Source organism: Micromonospora sp. WMMA1998 (genome assembly GCF_027497375.1).
GTDB classification, from domain to species: domain Bacteria; phylum Actinomycetota; class Actinomycetes; order Mycobacteriales; family Micromonosporaceae; genus Micromonospora; species Micromonospora sediminicola.
On sequence record NZ_CP114911.1, the window covers coordinates 374,087 to 390,945 of the forward strand.

At 76.0% G+C, this 16,859-nt stretch carries 16 protein-coding genes; 10 read left to right on the forward strand and 6 right to left on the reverse strand.

Features of this window, described 5'->3' with window-relative positions; genetic code table 11:
* Window positions 1-11 precede the first annotated feature (11 nt).
* On the reverse strand, window positions 12-848 hold the full coding sequence (locus tag O7600_RS01850; protein WP_281591981.1) for a hypothetical protein: 837 nt from the start codon (window positions 846-848) through the stop codon (window positions 12-14).
* A gap of 329 nt (window positions 849-1,177) precedes the next feature.
* Between O7600_RS01850 and O7600_RS01855 the strand changes: the two genes are divergently transcribed.
* Window positions 1,178-2,128 carry an endonuclease/exonuclease/phosphatase family protein gene (locus O7600_RS01855; RefSeq protein ID WP_281591982.1) on the forward strand — a complete coding sequence of 317 codons (951 nt, stop codon included), beginning with the start codon at window positions 1,178-1,180 and terminating at the stop codon, window positions 2,126-2,128.
* Window positions 2,129-2,132: 4 nt separating this feature from the next.
* Here the strand turns inward: O7600_RS01855 and O7600_RS01860 are convergent, their stop codons facing one another.
* Window positions 2,133-2,561 (reverse strand): OsmC family protein, encoded by a 429-nt coding sequence (locus tag O7600_RS01860; RefSeq protein ID WP_098745093.1) that lies wholly within the window; start codon window positions 2,559-2,561, stop codon window positions 2,133-2,135.
* A gap of 76 nt (window positions 2,562-2,637) precedes the next feature.
* Entirely contained in the window at window positions 2,638-3,588 is a 951-nt protein-coding gene (locus O7600_RS01865) for a serine/threonine-protein kinase (protein WP_281591983.1), read from the reverse strand.
* 142 nt (window positions 3,589-3,730) lie between these two features.
* Here O7600_RS01865 and O7600_RS01870 point away from each other — a divergent pair, with 142 nt between their 5' ends.
* Window positions 3,731-3,946: a hypothetical protein gene (locus tag O7600_RS01870; RefSeq protein WP_245666451.1), complete on the forward strand. Its 216-nt coding sequence runs from the start codon at window positions 3,731-3,733 to the stop codon at window positions 3,944-3,946.
* A 3-nt stretch (window positions 3,947-3,949) separates the two neighbouring features.
* On the opposite strand, the gene O7600_RS01875 is transcribed toward O7600_RS01870, so the two are convergent.
* Together O7600_RS01875 and O7600_RS01880 are read right to left on the reverse strand one after the other, a co-directional pair.
* The gene (locus tag O7600_RS01875; RefSeq protein ID WP_281591984.1) at window positions 3,950-4,747 is read right to left on the reverse strand and encodes an alpha/beta fold hydrolase; all 798 of its coding nucleotides are present in this window, start codon (window positions 4,745-4,747) and stop codon (window positions 3,950-3,952) included.
* Window positions 4,744-5,637 carry an SDR family oxidoreductase gene (locus tag O7600_RS01880; protein ID WP_281591985.1) on the reverse strand — a complete coding sequence of 298 codons (894 nt, stop codon included), beginning with the start codon at window positions 5,635-5,637 and terminating at the stop codon, window positions 4,744-4,746. Before O7600_RS01880 ends, O7600_RS01875 begins: the two co-directional genes overlap by 4 nt.
* A 127-nt stretch (window positions 5,638-5,764) precedes the next feature.
* Here O7600_RS01880 and O7600_RS01885 point away from each other — a divergent pair, with 127 nt between their 5' ends.
* Genes O7600_RS01885 through O7600_RS01905 form a run of 5 tightly spaced genes read left to right on the forward strand, consistent with a single transcriptional unit; the run spans window position 5,765 to window position 12,568 of the window.
* A complete protein-coding gene (locus O7600_RS01885; protein ID WP_281591986.1) occupies window positions 5,765-6,520 on the forward strand; it encodes a response regulator transcription factor in 756 nt (251 codons plus the stop codon).
* Window positions 6,498-8,030, forward strand: a complete 1,533-nt coding sequence (locus O7600_RS01890) for a HAMP domain-containing sensor histidine kinase (RefSeq protein ID WP_281591987.1) — start codon at window positions 6,498-6,500, stop codon at window positions 8,028-8,030. The genes O7600_RS01885 and O7600_RS01890 overlap by 23 nt, the downstream gene beginning before the upstream one ends.
* 45 nt (window positions 8,031-8,075) lie before the next feature.
* Window positions 8,076-10,589 (forward strand): glycosyltransferase family 39 protein, encoded by a 2,514-nt coding sequence (locus O7600_RS01895; protein WP_281591988.1) that lies wholly within the window; start codon window positions 8,076-8,078, stop codon window positions 10,587-10,589.
* Between the two features lie 3 nt (window positions 10,590-10,592).
* On the forward strand, window positions 10,593-11,816 hold the full coding sequence (locus O7600_RS01900) for a glycosyltransferase (RefSeq protein WP_281591989.1): 1,224 nt from the start codon (window positions 10,593-10,595) through the stop codon (window positions 11,814-11,816).
* A 38-nt stretch (window positions 11,817-11,854) separates the two neighbouring features.
* A complete protein-coding gene (locus O7600_RS01905; RefSeq protein ID WP_281591990.1) occupies window positions 11,855-12,568 on the forward strand; it encodes a helix-turn-helix domain-containing protein in 714 nt (237 codons plus the stop codon).
* Between the two features lie 43 nt (window positions 12,569-12,611).
* On the opposite strand, the gene O7600_RS01910 is transcribed toward O7600_RS01905, so the two are convergent.
* Complete coding sequence (locus O7600_RS01910; protein WP_281591991.1) at window positions 12,612-13,010, reverse strand: VOC family protein; 399 nt, start codon at window positions 13,008-13,010, stop codon at window positions 12,612-12,614.
* A gap of 180 nt (window positions 13,011-13,190) precedes the next feature.
* On the opposite strand from O7600_RS01910, the gene O7600_RS01915 reads away from it, so the two are divergent.
* From O7600_RS01915 to O7600_RS01925, 3 genes are read left to right on the forward strand one after another with little or no spacing between them, the layout of a single operon-like run.
* Complete coding sequence (locus O7600_RS01915) at window positions 13,191-13,340, forward strand: hypothetical protein (protein WP_172967795.1); 150 nt, start codon at window positions 13,191-13,193, stop codon at window positions 13,338-13,340.
* 5 nt (window positions 13,341-13,345) lie between these two features.
* Window positions 13,346-14,761 carry a methyltransferase domain-containing protein gene (locus O7600_RS01920; RefSeq protein WP_281591992.1) on the forward strand — a complete coding sequence of 472 codons (1,416 nt, stop codon included), beginning with the start codon at window positions 13,346-13,348 and terminating at the stop codon, window positions 14,759-14,761.
* Window positions 14,754-16,799 carry a sulfatase-like hydrolase/transferase gene (locus tag O7600_RS01925; protein WP_281591993.1) on the forward strand — a complete coding sequence of 682 codons (2,046 nt, stop codon included), beginning with the start codon at window positions 14,754-14,756 and terminating at the stop codon, window positions 16,797-16,799. Before O7600_RS01920 ends, O7600_RS01925 begins: the two co-directional genes overlap by 8 nt.
* The last annotated feature ends 60 nt before the right edge of the window (window positions 16,800-16,859 follow it).

Here is a 16,859-nt window from a genome sequence, read left to right on the forward strand (position 1 = left end):
GGCGTCGACGCTCAGACCAGCGCCGCCACCACCGTGGCGGCCCGCTGCTCGTGCTTGGCGTACGCGTCGGGGAAGGCGGAGACCTGCACGGCCTGGGCCGCGCCGGTCACGCTCATCTCCTCCCAGCCGGCGACCTCGGCCAGGGCGGTGAAGAAGGCCCGGGCGGCGTACGCGGGTCGCATGATCTCGGCGACGGTTCCCCAGCCGCTGCTCGGGCGCTGCTGGAACAGCCCGATCGAGTCGTGGTCGGAGCCGCTGCCCTGGTGGGGGTAGTCGAAGGATTCCGGCAGCACGTCGCTGGCCAGGTTGTAGAGGTCGCTCTCCTGCATCGCGGTGGCCACCGCCACCACCAGCGCGCGGCGGGGCAGCCTCATCTCCCGCCCGACGTCCACGATCGCCTTCGCGTTGTCCATCTGCCGCTGGTCCAGCCCGGCGACCGGGCGGGGGTGCGTGGGGCGGACCACCTTCTTCGGCGCCTTCTTCCGCGTCGGCGTCGGGCTGGGCGAGGCGGCGGGCGCCGGCGGCACGGCTGCGGCGACCGGCGGTACGGCGCGGGTGAAGTCACGGGAGGCCCGCTGCTCGGTGGCGGCCCGGTCGGCGAGCGCCTCGCGTACCTCCACGTGGGGCCGGCCGGTCTCGCCGACGCCGGCCACGCCGATCAGCCCGAGGCAGCAGGTCACGCCGGTGGCCACCGCGATCCGGCCGGGCACGGACCGGGTCGGGGCGCGCCGGGCCGGTTCGGGGGCGCGGTGCCGCCCCACCCGCCGTTCGGCTGATGCCGGGTCGATCGTTCGGCGAACCGGGCGCGGCGCGGGCAGGTGCTGATGATCGGGGCGGTCGGGGTGCACCCGCCGAGGCTAGAAAGCTTCTGGTCGCTTGCCATCGGCCCGGTTGGTGGCATGCGCCACAATTTGCCATGGTCCGCCCCGGCATTGCCGTCGGACGATCATGAAAGGTCCAGACCTCGCGTCTCCGAAACATCGCTCATGTCGGTTTCGCAGGGAGAAATAGGGTGCAGGGAGCTCCACCCCGCCTCGGCCGCGGCCGTCACCCGTTCGGCCCACGGCGGGCCGGTCGCCCGGCCCCGGCCGGACGCCGATCCACCGAGGTCGGACCGCGCCGACGAGTACCGCGATCGGCCGCACCGCCCACGCGGGCACTCGATACGATCCGGACGGTGACGGAGCAGATGGTCGACGCGCGGGCCGCGGGCGAGCCCGCCGGCGGTCGGGGCCGGCGAGGACTCGTCCTCGTGGCCTGCGCCGTGCTGCTCGCGCTGCTCCTCGTGGGGCACCGCGCCGTGCCCAACGTCAACGGCCTGGGCAGTCTGGTCGACAGCGCCACCCCGCTGCTCGGCCTCGGCGTACCCCTGCTCGCCCTCGCGGCGCTGCTGCGCCGCTCCCGCCGGGCGCTGCTCGCGGTCCTGCTGCCGGCGGTGGTCTGGGCCGGGCTCTACGGGCGGGCGTGGCTGCCCCCGACGGCCGGGGCCGACGGTGCGGCGGTGCGGGTGGCCAGCCAGAACCTGCGCGCCGGCAACCCCGACCCGGCGGCCACCGCCGGCGCGCTGGCCGGTGCGGCGCCGGACCTGATCGGCCTGCAGGAGGTCGCCGACGGCGAGCGGGTGGCCTCGGCCCTGGCCGACCGGTACCCGCACCGCGCGGCCGTGTCCACCGTGGCGCTGTGGAGCCGCTGGCCGATCCGGGAGGCCCACGGCGTGGACACCGGGCTGGGCTGGGACCGGGCGTTGCGCGCCGTGGTGGCCGCCCCGCGGGGAGACCTCATGGTGTACGTCGTCCACCTGGGCTCGGCCCGGGCCGGGCACACCGCCACCCGCGACGAGACGGTCGCCGCGCTTGCCGCCACCGTCCGCGCCGACCCGGCCGACCGGCTGGTCGTGCTCGGCGACCTGAACACCGCCACCACCGACCGGGTCTTCGACCCGCTGACCCGGTTGCTCGGCGACGCGCAGGCCGAGGCCGGCCAGGGTTTCGGTTTCACCTGGCCGGCGGAGCTTCCGGTGACCCGCCCGGACCACGTCCTCTACCGCGGGCTCACCCCGACCACGGCCGGGGTGGTACGCACCCCGGACAGCGACCACCGCGCGGTGACCGCCGGCTTCCGCTGGTGACCGGTCAGTGCCGGCCGTTCTCCGCCGGCGTGACCGTGAGCCGGTGCCGGCTCGGGTCGCCGCTGGAGAACGGCCAGAGCCGATCGGCGTGCGCGACCAGGTCGGCCAGCTGCTCCCGGGTCAGGCCCGCCGAGGAGATCTCGGCGTGCACGTCGGCCCGGTAGCGCCCGTCGTCGTCCCGGCCCAGCTTCGCCTCGGCGGTCACCTGCACGGTGTGCGCCTCGTCGGTGATCTCACCCGCCGCCTCCACCGCGGCGTGGTGCAGGCAGGAGGCGAACGCGGCGGCCAGGAGCTGCTCCGGCGTCAGGCCGGTGCAGTGCGGCGCCAGCGGGGACGCCAGGGCGGAGGAGAGACCGCCGTCGTCGGTGCGTACGTGACCGCCCGCCGCGGTCGCCGTGGCCGTCTCGGCCAGCCAGGAACTCGGATCCGGCATCGCGTTCCTCCCGTCACTCATCGGCCCGGGTTCCCGGCCCCCGACCGGCGAAACCGGGCCCGTGCCGGCAGTACGCTCAGCCCACCCGACCACTCGTGGCCGCGTCGACGGCCATCGCCTCGGTCGCCTCGGCGGCCGCCCGGCTGTTCCACGGCGACACCTGCGCGGCACGCTGCCTCGGCAGCGTCACGGTCATCGGCACGTAGACCCGGGCGTCCACCGCCTCGGCCAGCAGCAGCGCGGCCATCGCGCTGGTCGGCCGGGCGGCCGGGTCCGCGTCGAGGCAGCTGCGGCACAGCTCCGCCACCTCGGGCGGCAGGCCGGGAATCTCCGGCAGCGGCTGCGGTGGCCGACGCCGCTGCCGCGAGCCGAGCAGTTGCGTGGTGCTGCCGGCGTCGTAGGGCAGCCGGCCGGTCATGCAGTAGTAGAGCAGCACGCCCAGCGCGTACATGTCGGCGGCCGGGGTGGCCGGCTGCCGGTCGAGCTGCTCCGGGGCCAGGTAGGCCGGGGTGCCCACGACGATCCCCTCCGGGGTCTGGTCGGGCGCGCCGGCCGGGGTGGCGATGCCGAAGTCGAGCACCTTCACCCCGAACGGGGTGAGGATCACGTTCGCCGGCTTCACGTCGCGGTGCACGATGCCGTGCCCGTGCGCGGCGGCGAGCGCCGCGCACACCTCGGCGCAGACCCGCACCGCGATCCGCCAGTCCAACGGGCCGTTGCGCAGGTGGGCGGCGAGCGTCTCGCCCTCGGCCAGCTCCATCACGATGTACGGCACCGGCCGCCCGTCCGGCAGCTCGGCGGTGCCGAAGTCGTGCACGCTGGCGACGTTCGGGTGCACCAGCCGCGCCGCCGAGCGGGCCTCGGACCGGATCCGCTGCACCGCGCCGACGTCCCCGTCCAGGCCGGGCGAGATCAGCTTCACCGCGACGGTCCGGTCGAGCACACGGTCGTGGGCCCGCCAGACCTCCGACATGCCACCCAGGCCGGCCCGCTGTTCGAGCTCGTACCGCCCGCCCAGCGTCCTCATCGACCACTCCCTGCCTCGTCCGGTCCCCTCCGGTCCCGCTACCCGGGCCCCGACCTGTGCAAACCGCCGGGCGTTCCGGTCCGGCCGGGGTAGCTTCGCGGCGAGGGTGTCGACAGCGGAACGGAGAGTGACGGTGGCTTCGGTGCGCGTACGGTTCGTCGGCGGCCCGGCCGACGACCTGGTCCGGGACCTGCCCGCGGAGCCGGACGGCACGCCACCGCCCCGGTGGATCCTGCGCCACCCGGACCGGCCGGCCGACGGCGTGGCGGACCACCTCTACGAGCGCGGCAACCGGGCCGGGCCGGAGGGCTGGACGATGCGCTACGTGCGCACCGACCCGTTCGGCGCGACCGAGTGACGCTCAGCGCGGGCGAACGCCCGTGGTGTCGAGGATGACCGAGGTGACCAGGTCCGGGTCGTCGTGCATCGGCACGTGCCCGCAGCCGGGCAGGTCCAGGTGCCGGGCGGCGGGCAGCCGGGTGCGGGCCAGCGCCGCCTGGCGGTAGGGCAGGATCCGGTCCCGGGTGCCCCAGGCCACCGTGACCGGAACGGTGGGCGCGCCGGCGAACGCATATCCCCGCCCGGCGCGGGCCACGGCCCGGAACGCCCGCGCCTGCCGCAGCGCGCGGGCGTCGGCCAGCGCGACGTCCAGCGCCATCCGGTTCGGCCGGGCCAGGATCATGCCCATCGCCAACGCGCGCAGCGCCGGCGCGGCGAACAGGTGGCGCAGCACCGGTTCGGGCAGCCGGGCGGCGTTGCGGTGCAGGGTGAGCACGGTGAGGGCCCACCGCAGCTCGCGCGGGGTGCAGAAGCCGGCCGGCGACAGCGCGGTGGCCGACGAGACCGCGCCGGTGGCGGCCAGTTCCAGGGCGATCGCACCGCCGAGGCTGTTGCCGGCCACGTGCGGGCGCTCCAGGCCGAGCGCGGCGAACAGCTCGACCATCCCCGCGACCAGCCCGGGCATGTCGGCGGGCAGGCCGGTGGTCGGCACCGGAGAACGACCGAAGCCGGGCAGGTCGACGGCGATCACGTCGTGCGTCTCGGCGAGACGGTCCAGCACCGGCAGCCAGGCCCCCCAGTGGTGACCGATGCCGTGCAGCAGCACCAGCGCCGGACCGGCGCCGCGCCGCTCGAACACCACCTCCACCGGCGCGCTCACCGGCCGGCCTCCGGCGTGCTCACCCCGAAGCCCCGGCCCAGGGCCCGGGTCTGCTCCTCGATCAGCGGGACGGTGACCCGTGCGGTCCGCCCGACCAGCCGGTCGGCGAGCGGGCTGACCAGCAGCGACCGCATCGCCTGCACGGCGCCCACGGCGCGCGGCACGTACACCCGGCGGCGGCGTCGTTCGATCGCCCGGACGAACGCCTCGGCGCACTCGGCGACCGTGGTGGTCCGCCGCATCGGCCAGGGCAGCTTCGCCAGCGCGCTCTCGAACGCCGGCAGGTCGGCCCGCGCCTCCCGGACCAGGTCGGTGTCCACCCAGGACGGGTGCGCCGTGCCGACGGCCACGCCACGGTGCGCCAGCTCCAGCCGGATCGCGGTGCCGAAGTGCTCGACGCCCGCCTTGGAGGCGCAGTAGGCGGCCATGCCGGGAAGCGCGGCGAACGCCGCGGCCGAGGAGACGATCAGCAGGTAGCCGCCGCGGTCGATCAGCGCCGGCACGGTCGCCGCCGCCGTCCGCATGACACCGACCAGGTTCACCTCGACGGTACGCACCAGCGCCTCGACGTCACCGACCGCGATCGTGCCCCGGTTGGCGACGCCGGCGTTGGCCAGCACCGCGTCGATCCCGCCGAGCGCGGCCACCGTGCCGTCGACCGCCTCGGTGAGCGCCGCCTGGTCGGTGACGTCGGCGGCGAACCAGACGTGCCCGGGCCCCAGCTCGGCGGCGAGCGCGGCCAGCCGGTCCGGCTCCAGCCCGACCAGGGACAGCCGGGCGCCCCGGGCGGCGGCGAGCCGGGCGGTGTGCTCGCCGATGCCCCGGGCCGCGCCGGTCACCAGCACCACCTTGCCGGCCAGCGGGCCGGCGGGACGACCGTCGATGGACATGCCGGCAAGTTACCACCGGGTAGCCTGCCGGGGAAGGCCCGACCGTTGCGCCGGGTTCCCCCCCCGCGCGCCCCGCACAGCTGGTACACAGGATCGGGACAGCCCCGGTACAGCGGGTGCGCCCACGATGGGGAGCATGGTCATGAACGGGCAGGCCGCCCAGGGTCGGATCGAGCTGCGCCGACCGGACGGCGAGCCGGTGCGGGTGCTGGTGGTCGACGACGAGCCGACCCTCACCGACCTGCTCTCCATGGCCCTGCGCTACGAGGGCTGGCAGGTCACCACCGCCGGCAGCGGGATGGCGGCGGTCACCGCGGCCCGGCAGTTCCGGCCGGACGCCGTGGTGCTCGACGTGATGCTGCCCGACCTCGACGGCTTCCAGGTGCTGCGCCGGCTGCGCGAGCAGTCGCCCAGCGTGCCGGTGCTCTTCCTGACCGCCCGCGACGCGGTGGAGGAGCGGATCGCCGGGCTCACCGTCGGCGGCGACGACTACGTGACCAAGCCGTTCAGCCTGGAGGAGGTGATCGCCCGGCTGCGCGCCCTGCTGCGCCGCACCGGGTTCGCGGTCGCCGCCCGGGAGGAGGCGGTGCTCACCGTCGGCGACCTCAGCCTCGACGAGGACAGCCACGAGGTCCGTCGCGGCGACGACCTGATCACGCTCACCGCGACCGAGTTCGAACTGCTGCGCTACCTGATGCGCAACCCGCGCCGGGTGCTCAGCAAGGCGCAGATCCTCGACCGGGTCTGGAACTACGACTTCGGCGGCCAGGCCAACGTGGTCGAGCTGTACGTCTCGTACCTGCGCAAGAAGATCGACGCCGGCCGGGCGCCCATGATCCACACGTTGCGCGGGGCCGGCTATGTCCTCAAACCCGCGGAGTGACCGGGGCGCACGGCTGCGCCGGCGGCTGGCCGGCTGGTCGCTGCGCCGGCGGCTGGTGCTGTCCGTGGTGGCGCTGCTGGCCCTGGTCAGCGTCGGCATCGGCGGCCTGACCACGGTCGCCCTGCGGCACTTCCTGATCGGCCAGATCGACAACCAGCTCACCTTCGGCGACCGCCGCCCGGCCGACCTGGAACGCTGGGCCGGTCGCCCCGACCCGTACCGGCCGGACCAGTCGGGACGACCCGTCCCGTCCGGCCCGGAGGGGGCGCCACCGCCACCGGGCGGTTTCCCGCCGGGCTCGATCGCGGTGCGGGTGCCGGCGTCCGGCGAGCCCGCCGGGCAGGTCCGGCTCGAGAGCGGCGGCGCCGAGGCGGTGTCCGCCGCCGACCTGGCCGCGCTCGCCGCGTTGCCACCCACCGAGCGTCCCCGCACCGTCGACGTCGGCGAGCGGGGGGACTACCGGGCGATCGCGGTGAACTCCCCGCGTGGCGACGGCGACGTGCTGGTCCTGGCCATCCCGCTGGCCCAGGTCCAGGACACCGTGATGTGGATGGTGGTGGCGCAGGCCGGGGTGATCGGCGCCGGGCTGGTCATCGCCGGTGGCTTGGGCGCGCTCATCGTCCGGGGCACGCTGCGCCCGCTGAACCGGGTCGCCGCCACCGCCGCCCGGGTCACCGAGCTGCCGCTGGACCGGGGCGAGGTGGCCCTGTCGGTGCGGGTGCCGGCCGCCGACACCGACCCCCGCACCGAGGTCGGGCAGGTGGGCGGCGCGCTCAACCGGATGCTCGGCCACGTCGCCGCCGCGCTCGCCGCCCGGCAGGCCAGCGAGACGCGGGTACGCCAGTTCGTCGCCGACGCCAGCCACGAGCTGCGCACGCCGCTCGCCGCCATCCGGGGCTACGCCGAGGTGGCCCGACGCGGACGGCAGGAGGTGCCGCCGGACGTGGCGCACGCGTTGCGCCGGGTCGAGTCGGAGAGCACCCGGATGACCAGCCTCGTCGACGACCTGCTGCTGCTCGCCCGGCTGGACTCGGGCCGCCCGCTCGGCGCCGAGCCGGTCGACCTCACCGCCATGGCGGTGAACGCGGTCAGCGACGCGCACGTGGCCGGCCCCGAGCACCGGTGGCAGCTCGACCTGCCCGACGAGCCGTTGACCGTCACCGGCGACGCCCACCGGCTGCACCAGGTGCTGGCGAACCTGCTCGCCAACGCCCGGGTGCACACCCCGCCCGGCACCACCGTCGCCACCCGCCTCGCCCCGGTGTCGGACGGGGTGGAGCTGCGCGTGGTCGACGACGGGCCGGGCATCCCGCAGGAACTGCAACCGGAGGTCTTCGAGCGGTTCGCCCGCGGCGACGGCTCCCGCTCGCGGGCCCACGGCAGCACCGGGCTGGGCCTGGCCATCGTCGCCGCCGTGGTGGAGGCCCACCACGGGCGGGTCGAGGTGGACAGCCACCCCGGCCGCACCGCGTTCACCGTCCGGCTGCCGGGATCCACAGCCGACGCATAGGCCGCTCACGGGGGCGGGTCAGCGCGCTCTCCGAGGCTTGCCGGCATGGACAGATCCGAGAGCCTGCTGACCGCGCAGACCGCGCAGACCGCCGGCCCGCCCGCGACCGAAGCCGCCGCCGCGCCGCCCGCGTACCCGCCGGGCGCCACGCGCGTACCGGAGCCGACGCCGCCCCCGGCGGACCCGCCCGGTCGCGACCCGCGCTGGGCCCGCCCGGCGCTGCTCGGCCTGCTGGCCGCGACCGGGTTGCTCTATCTGTGGGGGCTGGGTGCCTCCGGCTGGGGCAACGCGTTCTACTCGGCCGCCGTGCAGGCCGGCTCGCAGAGCTGGGAGGCGTTCTTCTACGGCTCCTCGGACGCGGCCAACTCCATCACCGTGGACAAGACCCCCGCGTCACTGTGGCTGATGGCGCTCTCCGTGCGGGTCTTCGGATTGACCAGCTGGTCGATTCTCGTGCCGCAGGCGCTGCTCGGCGTCGCCTCGGTCGCGGTGCTGTACGCGGCGGTCCGCCGCTGGTACGGCCCGGCGGCCGGTCTGCTCGCCGGCGCGGTGCTCGCGCTCACCCCGGTGGCCACGCTGATGTTCCGGTTCAACAACCCGGACGCGCTGCTGGTGTTTCTGCTGGTCGCCGCCGCCTACGCGACGGTGCGGGCGGTGGAGTCGGCGAGCGCCCGGTGGCTCGCGCTGACCGGGACGCTCGTCGGTCTCGGCTTCCTGACCAAGATGCTCCAGGCGTTCCTGGTGATCCCGGTCTTCGCCGGGGTCTACCTGCTGGCCGCGCCGACCGGGCCCGGCCGGCGGATCCGGCACCTGCTGCTGGCCGGGCTGGCCGTGGTGGTCTCCGCCGGCTGGTGGGTGGCGATCGTGGAGCTGGTGCCGGCGAGCGCCCGTCCGTACATCGGTGGCTCGCAGCACAACAGCATCCTGGAGCTGACGCTCGGCTACAACGGACTGGGCCGGATCACCGGTGACGAGGTGGGCAGCGTCGGTGGGGGAGCGCGGCCGGGCGGCGGGGGCGGCGGACCGTTCTCCGGCCAGGCGGGTCTGCTGCGGATGTTCGACACCGAGGTCGGCGGTCAGATCTCCTGGCTGCTCCCGGCCGCGTTGATCCTGCTGGTCGCCGGCCTCTGGCTGGCCGGGCGGGCGCCGCGCACCGACCGGACCCGGGCCGGCCTGCTGCTCTGGGGCGGCTGGCTGCTGGTCACCGGGCTGATCTTCAGCTTCATGTCCGGGATCTTCCACGCCTACTACACCGTCGCCCTCGCCCCGGCCGTCGGTGCGCTCGTCGGCATCGGGGCCACCCTGCTGTGGCGGGCCGCCCGGACCGCACCGGTTCCCGCCCCGGCGGGTGTCGCGCCGACCGGCCCGGTTCCGCCGGCGGGCGTGGCGTCGACCGGCCCGGTTCCGCCCGCGGGCGTGGCGCCGGCGGACGGCGGCTCGGCCCCGGCGGGACCCGTGCGGCGGCGTCGACCGGCGGCCACGTTCGCCGGCCGGTGGCGCGGTCCGGTCGCCACGTTGCTGCTGTCCGGCACGCTGGCAGTCACCGCCTGGTGGTCGTCGCACCTGCTCGGGCGCAGCCCCGAGTGGTACCCCTGGCTGCGCACCACCGTGCTGGCTACCGGCCTGACCGTGGCGGCGCTCCTTCTCCTGCTCTCCCTCCTCCCACGCACCACCCCCGCCCCCGTGACCAAGGAGTTGGCGTCGGGCGGCGGGGCCGGAGCCGACGCGAACTCCTTGATCACCCCGGCCTGGCGCGGGGGGCGCGCGGGACGGTGGCTCGGCGCGGTGGTGGTGGGGGTCGGGCTGGCGGTGGGGTTGGCCGGGCCGGCGGCGTACGCGCTGCAGACGGCGGCCACCCCGCACACCGGTTCGATCCCGAGTGCCGGTCCGGCCGTGGCGGGCGGCTTCGGGCCCGGCGGTCGGGGAGGCTTCCCCGGTGGGCGGATGCCGGGCGGAGGCAGCGGAGAGTTCCCGGGCTTTCCGGGTGGCGGCAACGGCCAGTTCCCGGGCTTTCCGGGCGGCGGCACCGGCGCGTTCCCCGGCTTCCCGGGCGGGCAGGACGGCGGGTCGAACGGGACCGGCGCCGTCCCGGGTTTCCCGGGCGGCGGCCAACTGCCGGCCATGCCGGGCGGCCAGGACGGCGCCACCGGCCAGAACGGCGGGAGCCGGGGGCAGCGCGGCGGCGGCATGGGCGGGCTGCTCGACGCCCGCGAGCCGAGCGCCGAGATGACGGCGTTGCTGACGGCCGACGCGGACGACTACACCTGGGTGGCCGCCACGGTCGGCTCGAACAACGCCTCCGGCTACCAGCTCGCCACCGGTGAGCCGGTGATGCCCATCGGCGGCTTCAACGGCAGTGACCCGTCGCCGACGCTGGCCCAGTTCCAGCGGTACGTCGCCGACGGACGCGTCCACTACTTCATCGGCGGTGGCGGGTTCCGGGCCGACGGCGGCAGCGACGCCTCGGGCCAGATCGCCGCCTGGGTCGCGCAGACCTTCACCGCCACCACCGTCGACGGTGTGACCGTCTACGACCTGAGCAGCGGAAGGCAGGGCTGAGCGATGACCTTCACGCAGGAGCCCCGGGCCGCCGTACGGGCCCGGCCCACCGCCGAGGGTGCGGTGCTGGACGTGGTGGTCCCGGTCTACAACGAGGAGGCCGACCTCGGCCCCTGCGTCCGGCGGCTGCACGCGCACCTGACCGCGCACTTCCCGTACCCGTTCCGGGTCACGGTGGCCGACAACGCCAGCCTGGACGGCACCCGGGCGGTCGCCGAGGCGCTCGCCGCCGAACTGCCCGGGGTGGAGGTGGTGCACCTGGCGGCCAAGGGGCGGGGGCGGGCGCTGCGCGCCGCCTGGTCCGCCTCGCCGGCGCCGGTGCTCGCGTACATGGACGTGGACCTCTCCACCGACCTGGCCGCGTTGCTGCCGCTGGTCGCGCCGCTCATCTCGGGCCACTCCGACCTGGCCATCGGCACCCGGCTGGCGCGGACCAGCCGGGTGGTCCGGGGCGCGAAGCGGGAGGTGATCTCCCGGGGCTACAACCTGCTGCTGCGCGGCACGCTCGCGGTGCGCTTCTCCGACGCGCAGTGCGGGTTCAAGGCGATCCGCGCCGACGTGGCGGCCGAGCTGCTGCCGCTGGTACGGGACACCGGTTGGTTCTTCGACACCGAACTGCTGGTCCTGGCCCAGCGCGCCGGGCTGCGGATCCACGAGGTGCCGGTGGACTGGGTGGACGACCCGGACAGCCGGGTCGACATCGTCGCCACCGCGCTGGCCGACCTGCGCGGGATCGGGCGGCTGGCCCACGCGCTGCTCACCGGCGCGCTGCCCCTGCCCCGGCTGCGCGCCCAGCTCGGCCGGGCCCCGCTGTCCGCGCCGCCGGCCCAGGTGCCGGTGGGGCTGCCCGGCCAGCTCGCCCGCTTCGCGGCGGTCGGGGTGGCCAGCACGGTGGCGTACCTGGTGATCTTCGTGGTGGCCCGCGGACCGCTCGGGGCGCAACCGGCGAACCTGCTCGCGCTGCTGCTCACCGCGGTGGCCAACACGGCGGCCAACCGGCGCCTCACCTTCGGCGTCACCGGCCGCCGGCACGCCGGCCGGCACCACCTCCAGGGGCTGCTCGCGTTCGTCCTCGGCCTGGCCCTGACCAGCGGCGCGCTGGCGGTCCTGCACGCGCTCACGGCGCCACCGCGCGCGGTCGAGCTGGTCGTCCTGGTGGCGGCCAACCTCGCCGCGACCGCGCTGCGGTTCCTGCTGCTCCGCCTGGCGATGCACCACCGGCCCTGACCGTCGCGACCCGCCGCCGGGGGTGGCAGGGTGGAGGCATGTACCGGGAGCGGGCCGAGGAGCGGATCCGGGGCGCGGTGCGGTGGGCGAGCGTGTCGGACGGCGCGGGGCCGACGCGGGTGCTGCCGGACGGGTGCGTGGATCTGCTCTGGTCCAGCCGGGCCGGCCTGCTGGTCGCCGGCCCCGACCGGACCGCCCACCTGTCCCGGTCGTGGCCGGGGGAGCGGTGGATCGGGCTGCGCCTGCCGCCGGGCACGGGCCCGTCCGTGTTCGGAGTGCCGGCGGAGGAACTGCGCGACCTCCGCGTCCCGCTCGCCGACCTCTGGGGGCGGCACGCGGAGGTCCTGGCCGCGCGGGTCGAGGAGGCGGCATCGGCCGGCGCCGGCTGGTCGGACGCCGGAGCGGTGGTCCTGGCCGAGGTCGCCCGGGCCCGGCTGGCGGCCGCCGGGGGCCCCGACCCGCTCGGCGCCCGGGTGGCCGCCCGGCTGGCCGCGGGGGCGACGGTCGCCGCGACGGCCGCCGAGGTCGGCCTCGGGGCGCGGGCCCTGCACCGGCGCAGCCTGGCCCTGTTCGGGTACGGCCCGAAGACGCTCGCCCGGATCCTGCGGATGCGTCGCGCGCTCGACCTGGCCCACGCCGGCGCGCCGCTCGCCGAGGTCGCCGCCCGGACCGGGTACGCCGACCAGGCCCACCTCACCCGCGACGTCCGGGAGTTCGCCGGCGTGCCCCCGACGCGCCTGCTCGGCGGCTGACCCGCGCGGGTGGCCGGGCCCGACCCCGGCGCCGGGCGGCTGGTCAGTCGGCGGACAGCCGCGCGAACAGGTCCACGCCGTTGCCGTCCGGGTCGTGCAGGACCGCGTACCGCTGGCCCCAGAAGGCGTCCCACGGCGGCAGCTCCCCGTGGTGGCCGGCGGCGGTCAGCTCGGCGTACCAGCGGTCCACCTCCGCGGGGTCCGCGCAGCGGAAGGCCAGGTTCATCCGCGGGCTGCCGGTGGCCGGGACGAAGCGCGGGTGGAAGCCGCGGACCGTCTCCACGGTGTCCCACGCCAGTCGTACGCCGGAGGGCAGCGTGACCTCCACGTGGGGTTCCGTGTCGGCGCCGGGTGGGATCGGCAGCCCCAGCCGGCGGTAGAAGTCGAGCGTGCGGGCCATGTCGGTGACGACCGTCCCGACGAGATCGAACTGCGGTGTCATGGCCGCCACGCTAGGCCGTGCGGGCCCTCCGGTCTTGAACGGATCGGACGGGGGACGAGTCACCGGTGTGCCCGCGCGTCCGGATCGCAGGGCGTACCGTGAGTGACAAGTCCGGCTTAGAGCAACAAAGCTCGCATACCGGGCTGCGCTCCGATGACCGGCGAGGGAAGGAAAGCAGCCGTGACGCACCTGGCCTACCTGGACGCGGGATCCGGCAGTCTCATCGTGCAGGCGGTGGTCGGCGGGGTGGCCGGGGTGGCCGTGGCCGCCAAGCTCTACTGGCGCCGCCTGGTGTCCCGCTTCCGCCGTCAGCCCACCGACCAGGGCTGAGCGGCGTGACGATCCCCGACACCGGCGTACGCGTCGAGCCCGGCTCGTTCCGCGACCCCGGCAACCGCGTCTTCCACCGGGGCGACGAGGTGCTGCGCGGCCTCGACGAGCGCTCCGCCCGCGACTGGCGCGCCCTGTCCGCCGCCGACTTCTTCCGGAACCTCACCGCCACCGGCCAGGTCGTCGGCACCGAGGAGCTGACCCCGACACCGGTCGACGCGCCCTGGGCCGCGGTGCTGCGACACGAGCGGATCCCGTTCGTGTCGCACCCCTACGAGTGGTCGTACGCGATGCTGCGCGACGCGGCGCTGCTGCACCTGGACGTGCTGGGCGCCGCGCTGGACGCCGGCTTCACCACCAAGGACGGCTCGGCCTACAACGTGCAGTGGCGCGGCGCCCGGCCGGTCTTCATCGACGTCGGCTCCTTCGAGGCGCTGCGCGACGGCGAGCCCTGGGCCGGCTACCGGCAGTTCTGCCAGACGCTGCTCTACCCCCTGCTCGTCCAGGCCCACCTCGGCCTGGACTTCCAGCCGTTCCTGCGGGCCCGCGTCGACGGGATCGAGCCGGACCAGATGCGCCGGTTGTTCGCCGGGACCCGCCGCTTCCGGGCCGGCGTGCCCACCCACGTGCACCTGCACGGCGCGATGCAGGCCCGCAACTCCGCCGCCAGCACCAGCGACGTCCGCGCCCAGCTGCGCGACGCCGGCTTCTCCCGGGAACTGGCCCGGGCCACCGTACGCGGGCTGACGAAGCTGGTCCGCCGGCTCGACCACCGGCCCGGCGACAGCCACTGGACGGACTACCAGCGCACCTGCGCGTACTCGGTGCCGGACCGGCAGGCCAAGGAGACCTTCGTCGACCGGGCCGTCGCCGCCACCGGCCCCGGCACGGTGCTGGACCTGGGCGCCAACGACGGCCGGTACGCCCGCATCGCCGCCCGGCACGCCGCGCACGTGGTCGCGGTCGAGCAGGACCCGGTCGTGGTCGACGCGCTCTACCGCGCGCTGCGCGACGAGGGGGAGCAGCGCATCCTGCCGCTGGTGCTGGACCTGGCCGACCCGTCGCCCGGCGGTGGCTGGCGCGGCGTCGAACGGGCCGCGTTCGCCGACCGGGCCCGCGCCGACGTGGTGCTCGCCCTGGCCGTGGTGCACCACCTGGCGATCGGCCGCAACGTCCCGCTGCCGGAGGTGCTGGACCAGCTCACCGCGTACACCGCGACCGGCGGCGCCCTGGTGGTGGAGTTCGTCCACCCGGAGGACCCGATGGCCCGCCGCCTGCTGGCCAACAAGCCGGACGGACTCTTCCCCGACTACCGGCGGGACACCTTCGAGGCGCTGCTGGCCCGTCGGGGGCGGGTGGTCGCCCGCACCGAGCTGCCGTCCGGCACCCGCACGCTCTACCAGGTGGTGGTGGGTGGCTGAGGACGTCCTCGCGCCACCGCGGGAGCGCCCGCCCGACACCGACCGGCCCCGGCGGCGGGCCGGCTGGCGGGCCGAGGCGGCGCGGCTGGCGGAGGTGGTGGCACTGGTCGGGCTCGTGGTCACCCAGCCGCTGCTGGACGTGCTCGGCCGCAGCCCCGACTTCTTCCTGTTCCACCGCGCCGCGCGCGGCGACGTGCTGCTGCTGGTCGCCCTGATCGCGCTGGTGCCGACGCTGCCGTTCGCGGCGCTCGGCGCGCTGTCCCTGCTCGCCGGGCGGATCACCCGCGCCGTGGTGCACACCGTGATCGTGGGACTGCTGCTCGCCGCGTTGGCGGTCCAGGTCGGCCGGCACGTCACGTCGCTGCGCGGCGTACCCCTGCTGGTCGTGGCCGGCCTGGTCGGGGCCGCCGCGGCGGCCGCCCACCGGCGGTGGCGGGCGCTGCGCCGGATGCTGCGGGTGGCCGCGCTCGGCCCGGTGGTCTTCGTCGGGCTGTTCCTGTTCGCGTCGCCGGCCTCGGCGGTGGTGCTGCCCCGGGGCGAGGCCGGCGCGGCCGGGACCGCCGGCGCCGGCGCCCACCCGCCGGTGGTCATGATCGTGCTGGACGAGCTTCCGCTGGTGTCTCTGCTCGGCCCCGACGGGCGGATCGACGCCGCACGCTACCCCAACTTCGCCGCGCTGGCCGCCGGGTCGACCTGGTACCGCAACGCCACCGGGGTCAGCGGCTGGACGCCGTACGCGCTGCCGGCGATGCTCACCGGGCGCTACCCCGAGCGGGGAGCGGCGCCGCACTACTCGCAGTACCCGGACAACCTGTTCACCGCGCTCGGCGGCCTCTACCAGATCAAGGCCGAGGAGAGCATCACCCGGCTCTGTCCGCCCAGCCGGTGCGAACAGGCGATCACCCCGGAACAGGGGCTCGGCGTGCTGACCCGAGAGAGCGGGAAACTGCTGCGCCAGCTCGCCGCGCCGGTGGACAGCCGCGTCGACCCGGAGGACTCCTACCGCGAACAGACCGCGGCCGAGGTCGGCCTGGACGCCGCCGAGCCGGTGCCCGACGACCCGAAGTTCCGCTGGGACACCCTCGACGACAACCAGCCCGCCCGGTTCACCGCGTTCCTGGCCGGCCTGCGCCCCGCCGACCGGCCCACGCTGCACTTCCTGCACCTGCTCATGCCGCACACGCCGTGGACGTACCTGCCCTCCGGGGCGCGCTACGACGCGCCGGAGGACCTGCCCAACGACGGCGCCGGCTGGGTCGACCTGGCCCGGGCCCGGCACCTGGCCCAGCTCGGCTACACCGACCGGCTGATCGGCGAGACGCTGCGGACGCTGCGCGCCACCGGCCTGTACGACAAGGCGCTGGTCATGGTCACCGCCGACCACGGGGTGAGCTTCCGCCAGGACTGGCAGGGACGCGGCATGGACGCCATCGACCACGCCGCGAACCAGGTGGCCTGGGTGCCGATGTTCGTCAAGGAGCCGGGCCAGCGGACCGGCCGGGTCGACGACCGCAACTGGGAACACGTCGACCTGCTGCCGACCATCGCCGACGAGACCCACCTGCGGGTCCCCTGGTCGATGGACGGCCGTTCGGCGAGGGCGACCCCGCGCGAGCGCGCCGACAAACGCTTCTACGACCGGCCCGGTCAACCGGTCACGATCACCGGCGGGGTGCCCGCGCCCGTGCCGCTGCCCGCCACCGACCCGCTGGTCGGCACCCGGGTCGGCGCCGTGCCGACCGGCGGCTCCGCCACGGTGGCCAACCTCGCCGCGTTCGGCGCGGTCGACCCGGCGCGGGGTGGGCTGCCGGCGCTGGTCTGGGGGACCGTGCCCCCGTCCGTGCCGGACGGCACCCGGCTGGCGGTCGCCGTCAACGGCACGGTCGGCGCGGTGGTGCCGGTGGTACCGCCGGACGCCGGCGGCCGGCGGTTCGCCGCGTTCCTCCCCGACGACCGGCTGTTCGCCGCCGGCGCCAACCGGCTCGAGCTCTACCGGGTGCAGGCCGACGGGAAGCTGCGTCGGCTCACCCTGTCCTGACCGGCAGCGCTCCCACCCGGTTTCCGACCCGGCAAGTCGGGAATCAGGTGACGCATACCT

Coding starts and splice junctions, on each gene's coding strand:
- O7600_RS01900 (WP_281591989.1), top strand. CDS start 10,593: ATGACCTTCACGCAGGAGCCCCGGGCCGCCGTACGGGCCCGGCCCACC.
- O7600_RS01890 (WP_281591987.1), top strand. CDS start 6,498: ATGTCCTCAAACCCGCGGAGTGACCGGGGCGCACGGCTGCGCCGGCGG.
- O7600_RS01895 (WP_281591988.1), top strand. CDS start 8,076: ATGGACAGATCCGAGAGCCTGCTGACCGCGCAGACCGCGCAGACCGCC.
- O7600_RS01910 (WP_281591991.1), bottom strand. CDS start 13,010: ATGACACCGCAGTTCGATCTCGTCGGGACGGTCGTCACCGACATGGCC.
- O7600_RS01860 (WP_098745093.1), bottom strand. CDS start 2,561: ATGCCGGATCCGAGTTCCTGGCTGGCCGAGACGGCCACGGCGACCGCG.
- O7600_RS01905 (WP_281591990.1), top strand. CDS start 11,855: ATGTACCGGGAGCGGGCCGAGGAGCGGATCCGGGGCGCGGTGCGGTGG.
- O7600_RS01885 (WP_281591986.1), top strand. CDS start 5,765: ATGGGGAGCATGGTCATGAACGGGCAGGCCGCCCAGGGTCGGATCGAG.
- O7600_RS01865 (WP_281591983.1), bottom strand. CDS start 3,588: ATGAGGACGCTGGGCGGGCGGTACGAGCTCGAACAGCGGGCCGGCCTG.
- O7600_RS01880 (WP_281591985.1), bottom strand. CDS start 5,637: ATGTCCATCGACGGTCGTCCCGCCGGCCCGCTGGCCGGCAAGGTGGTG.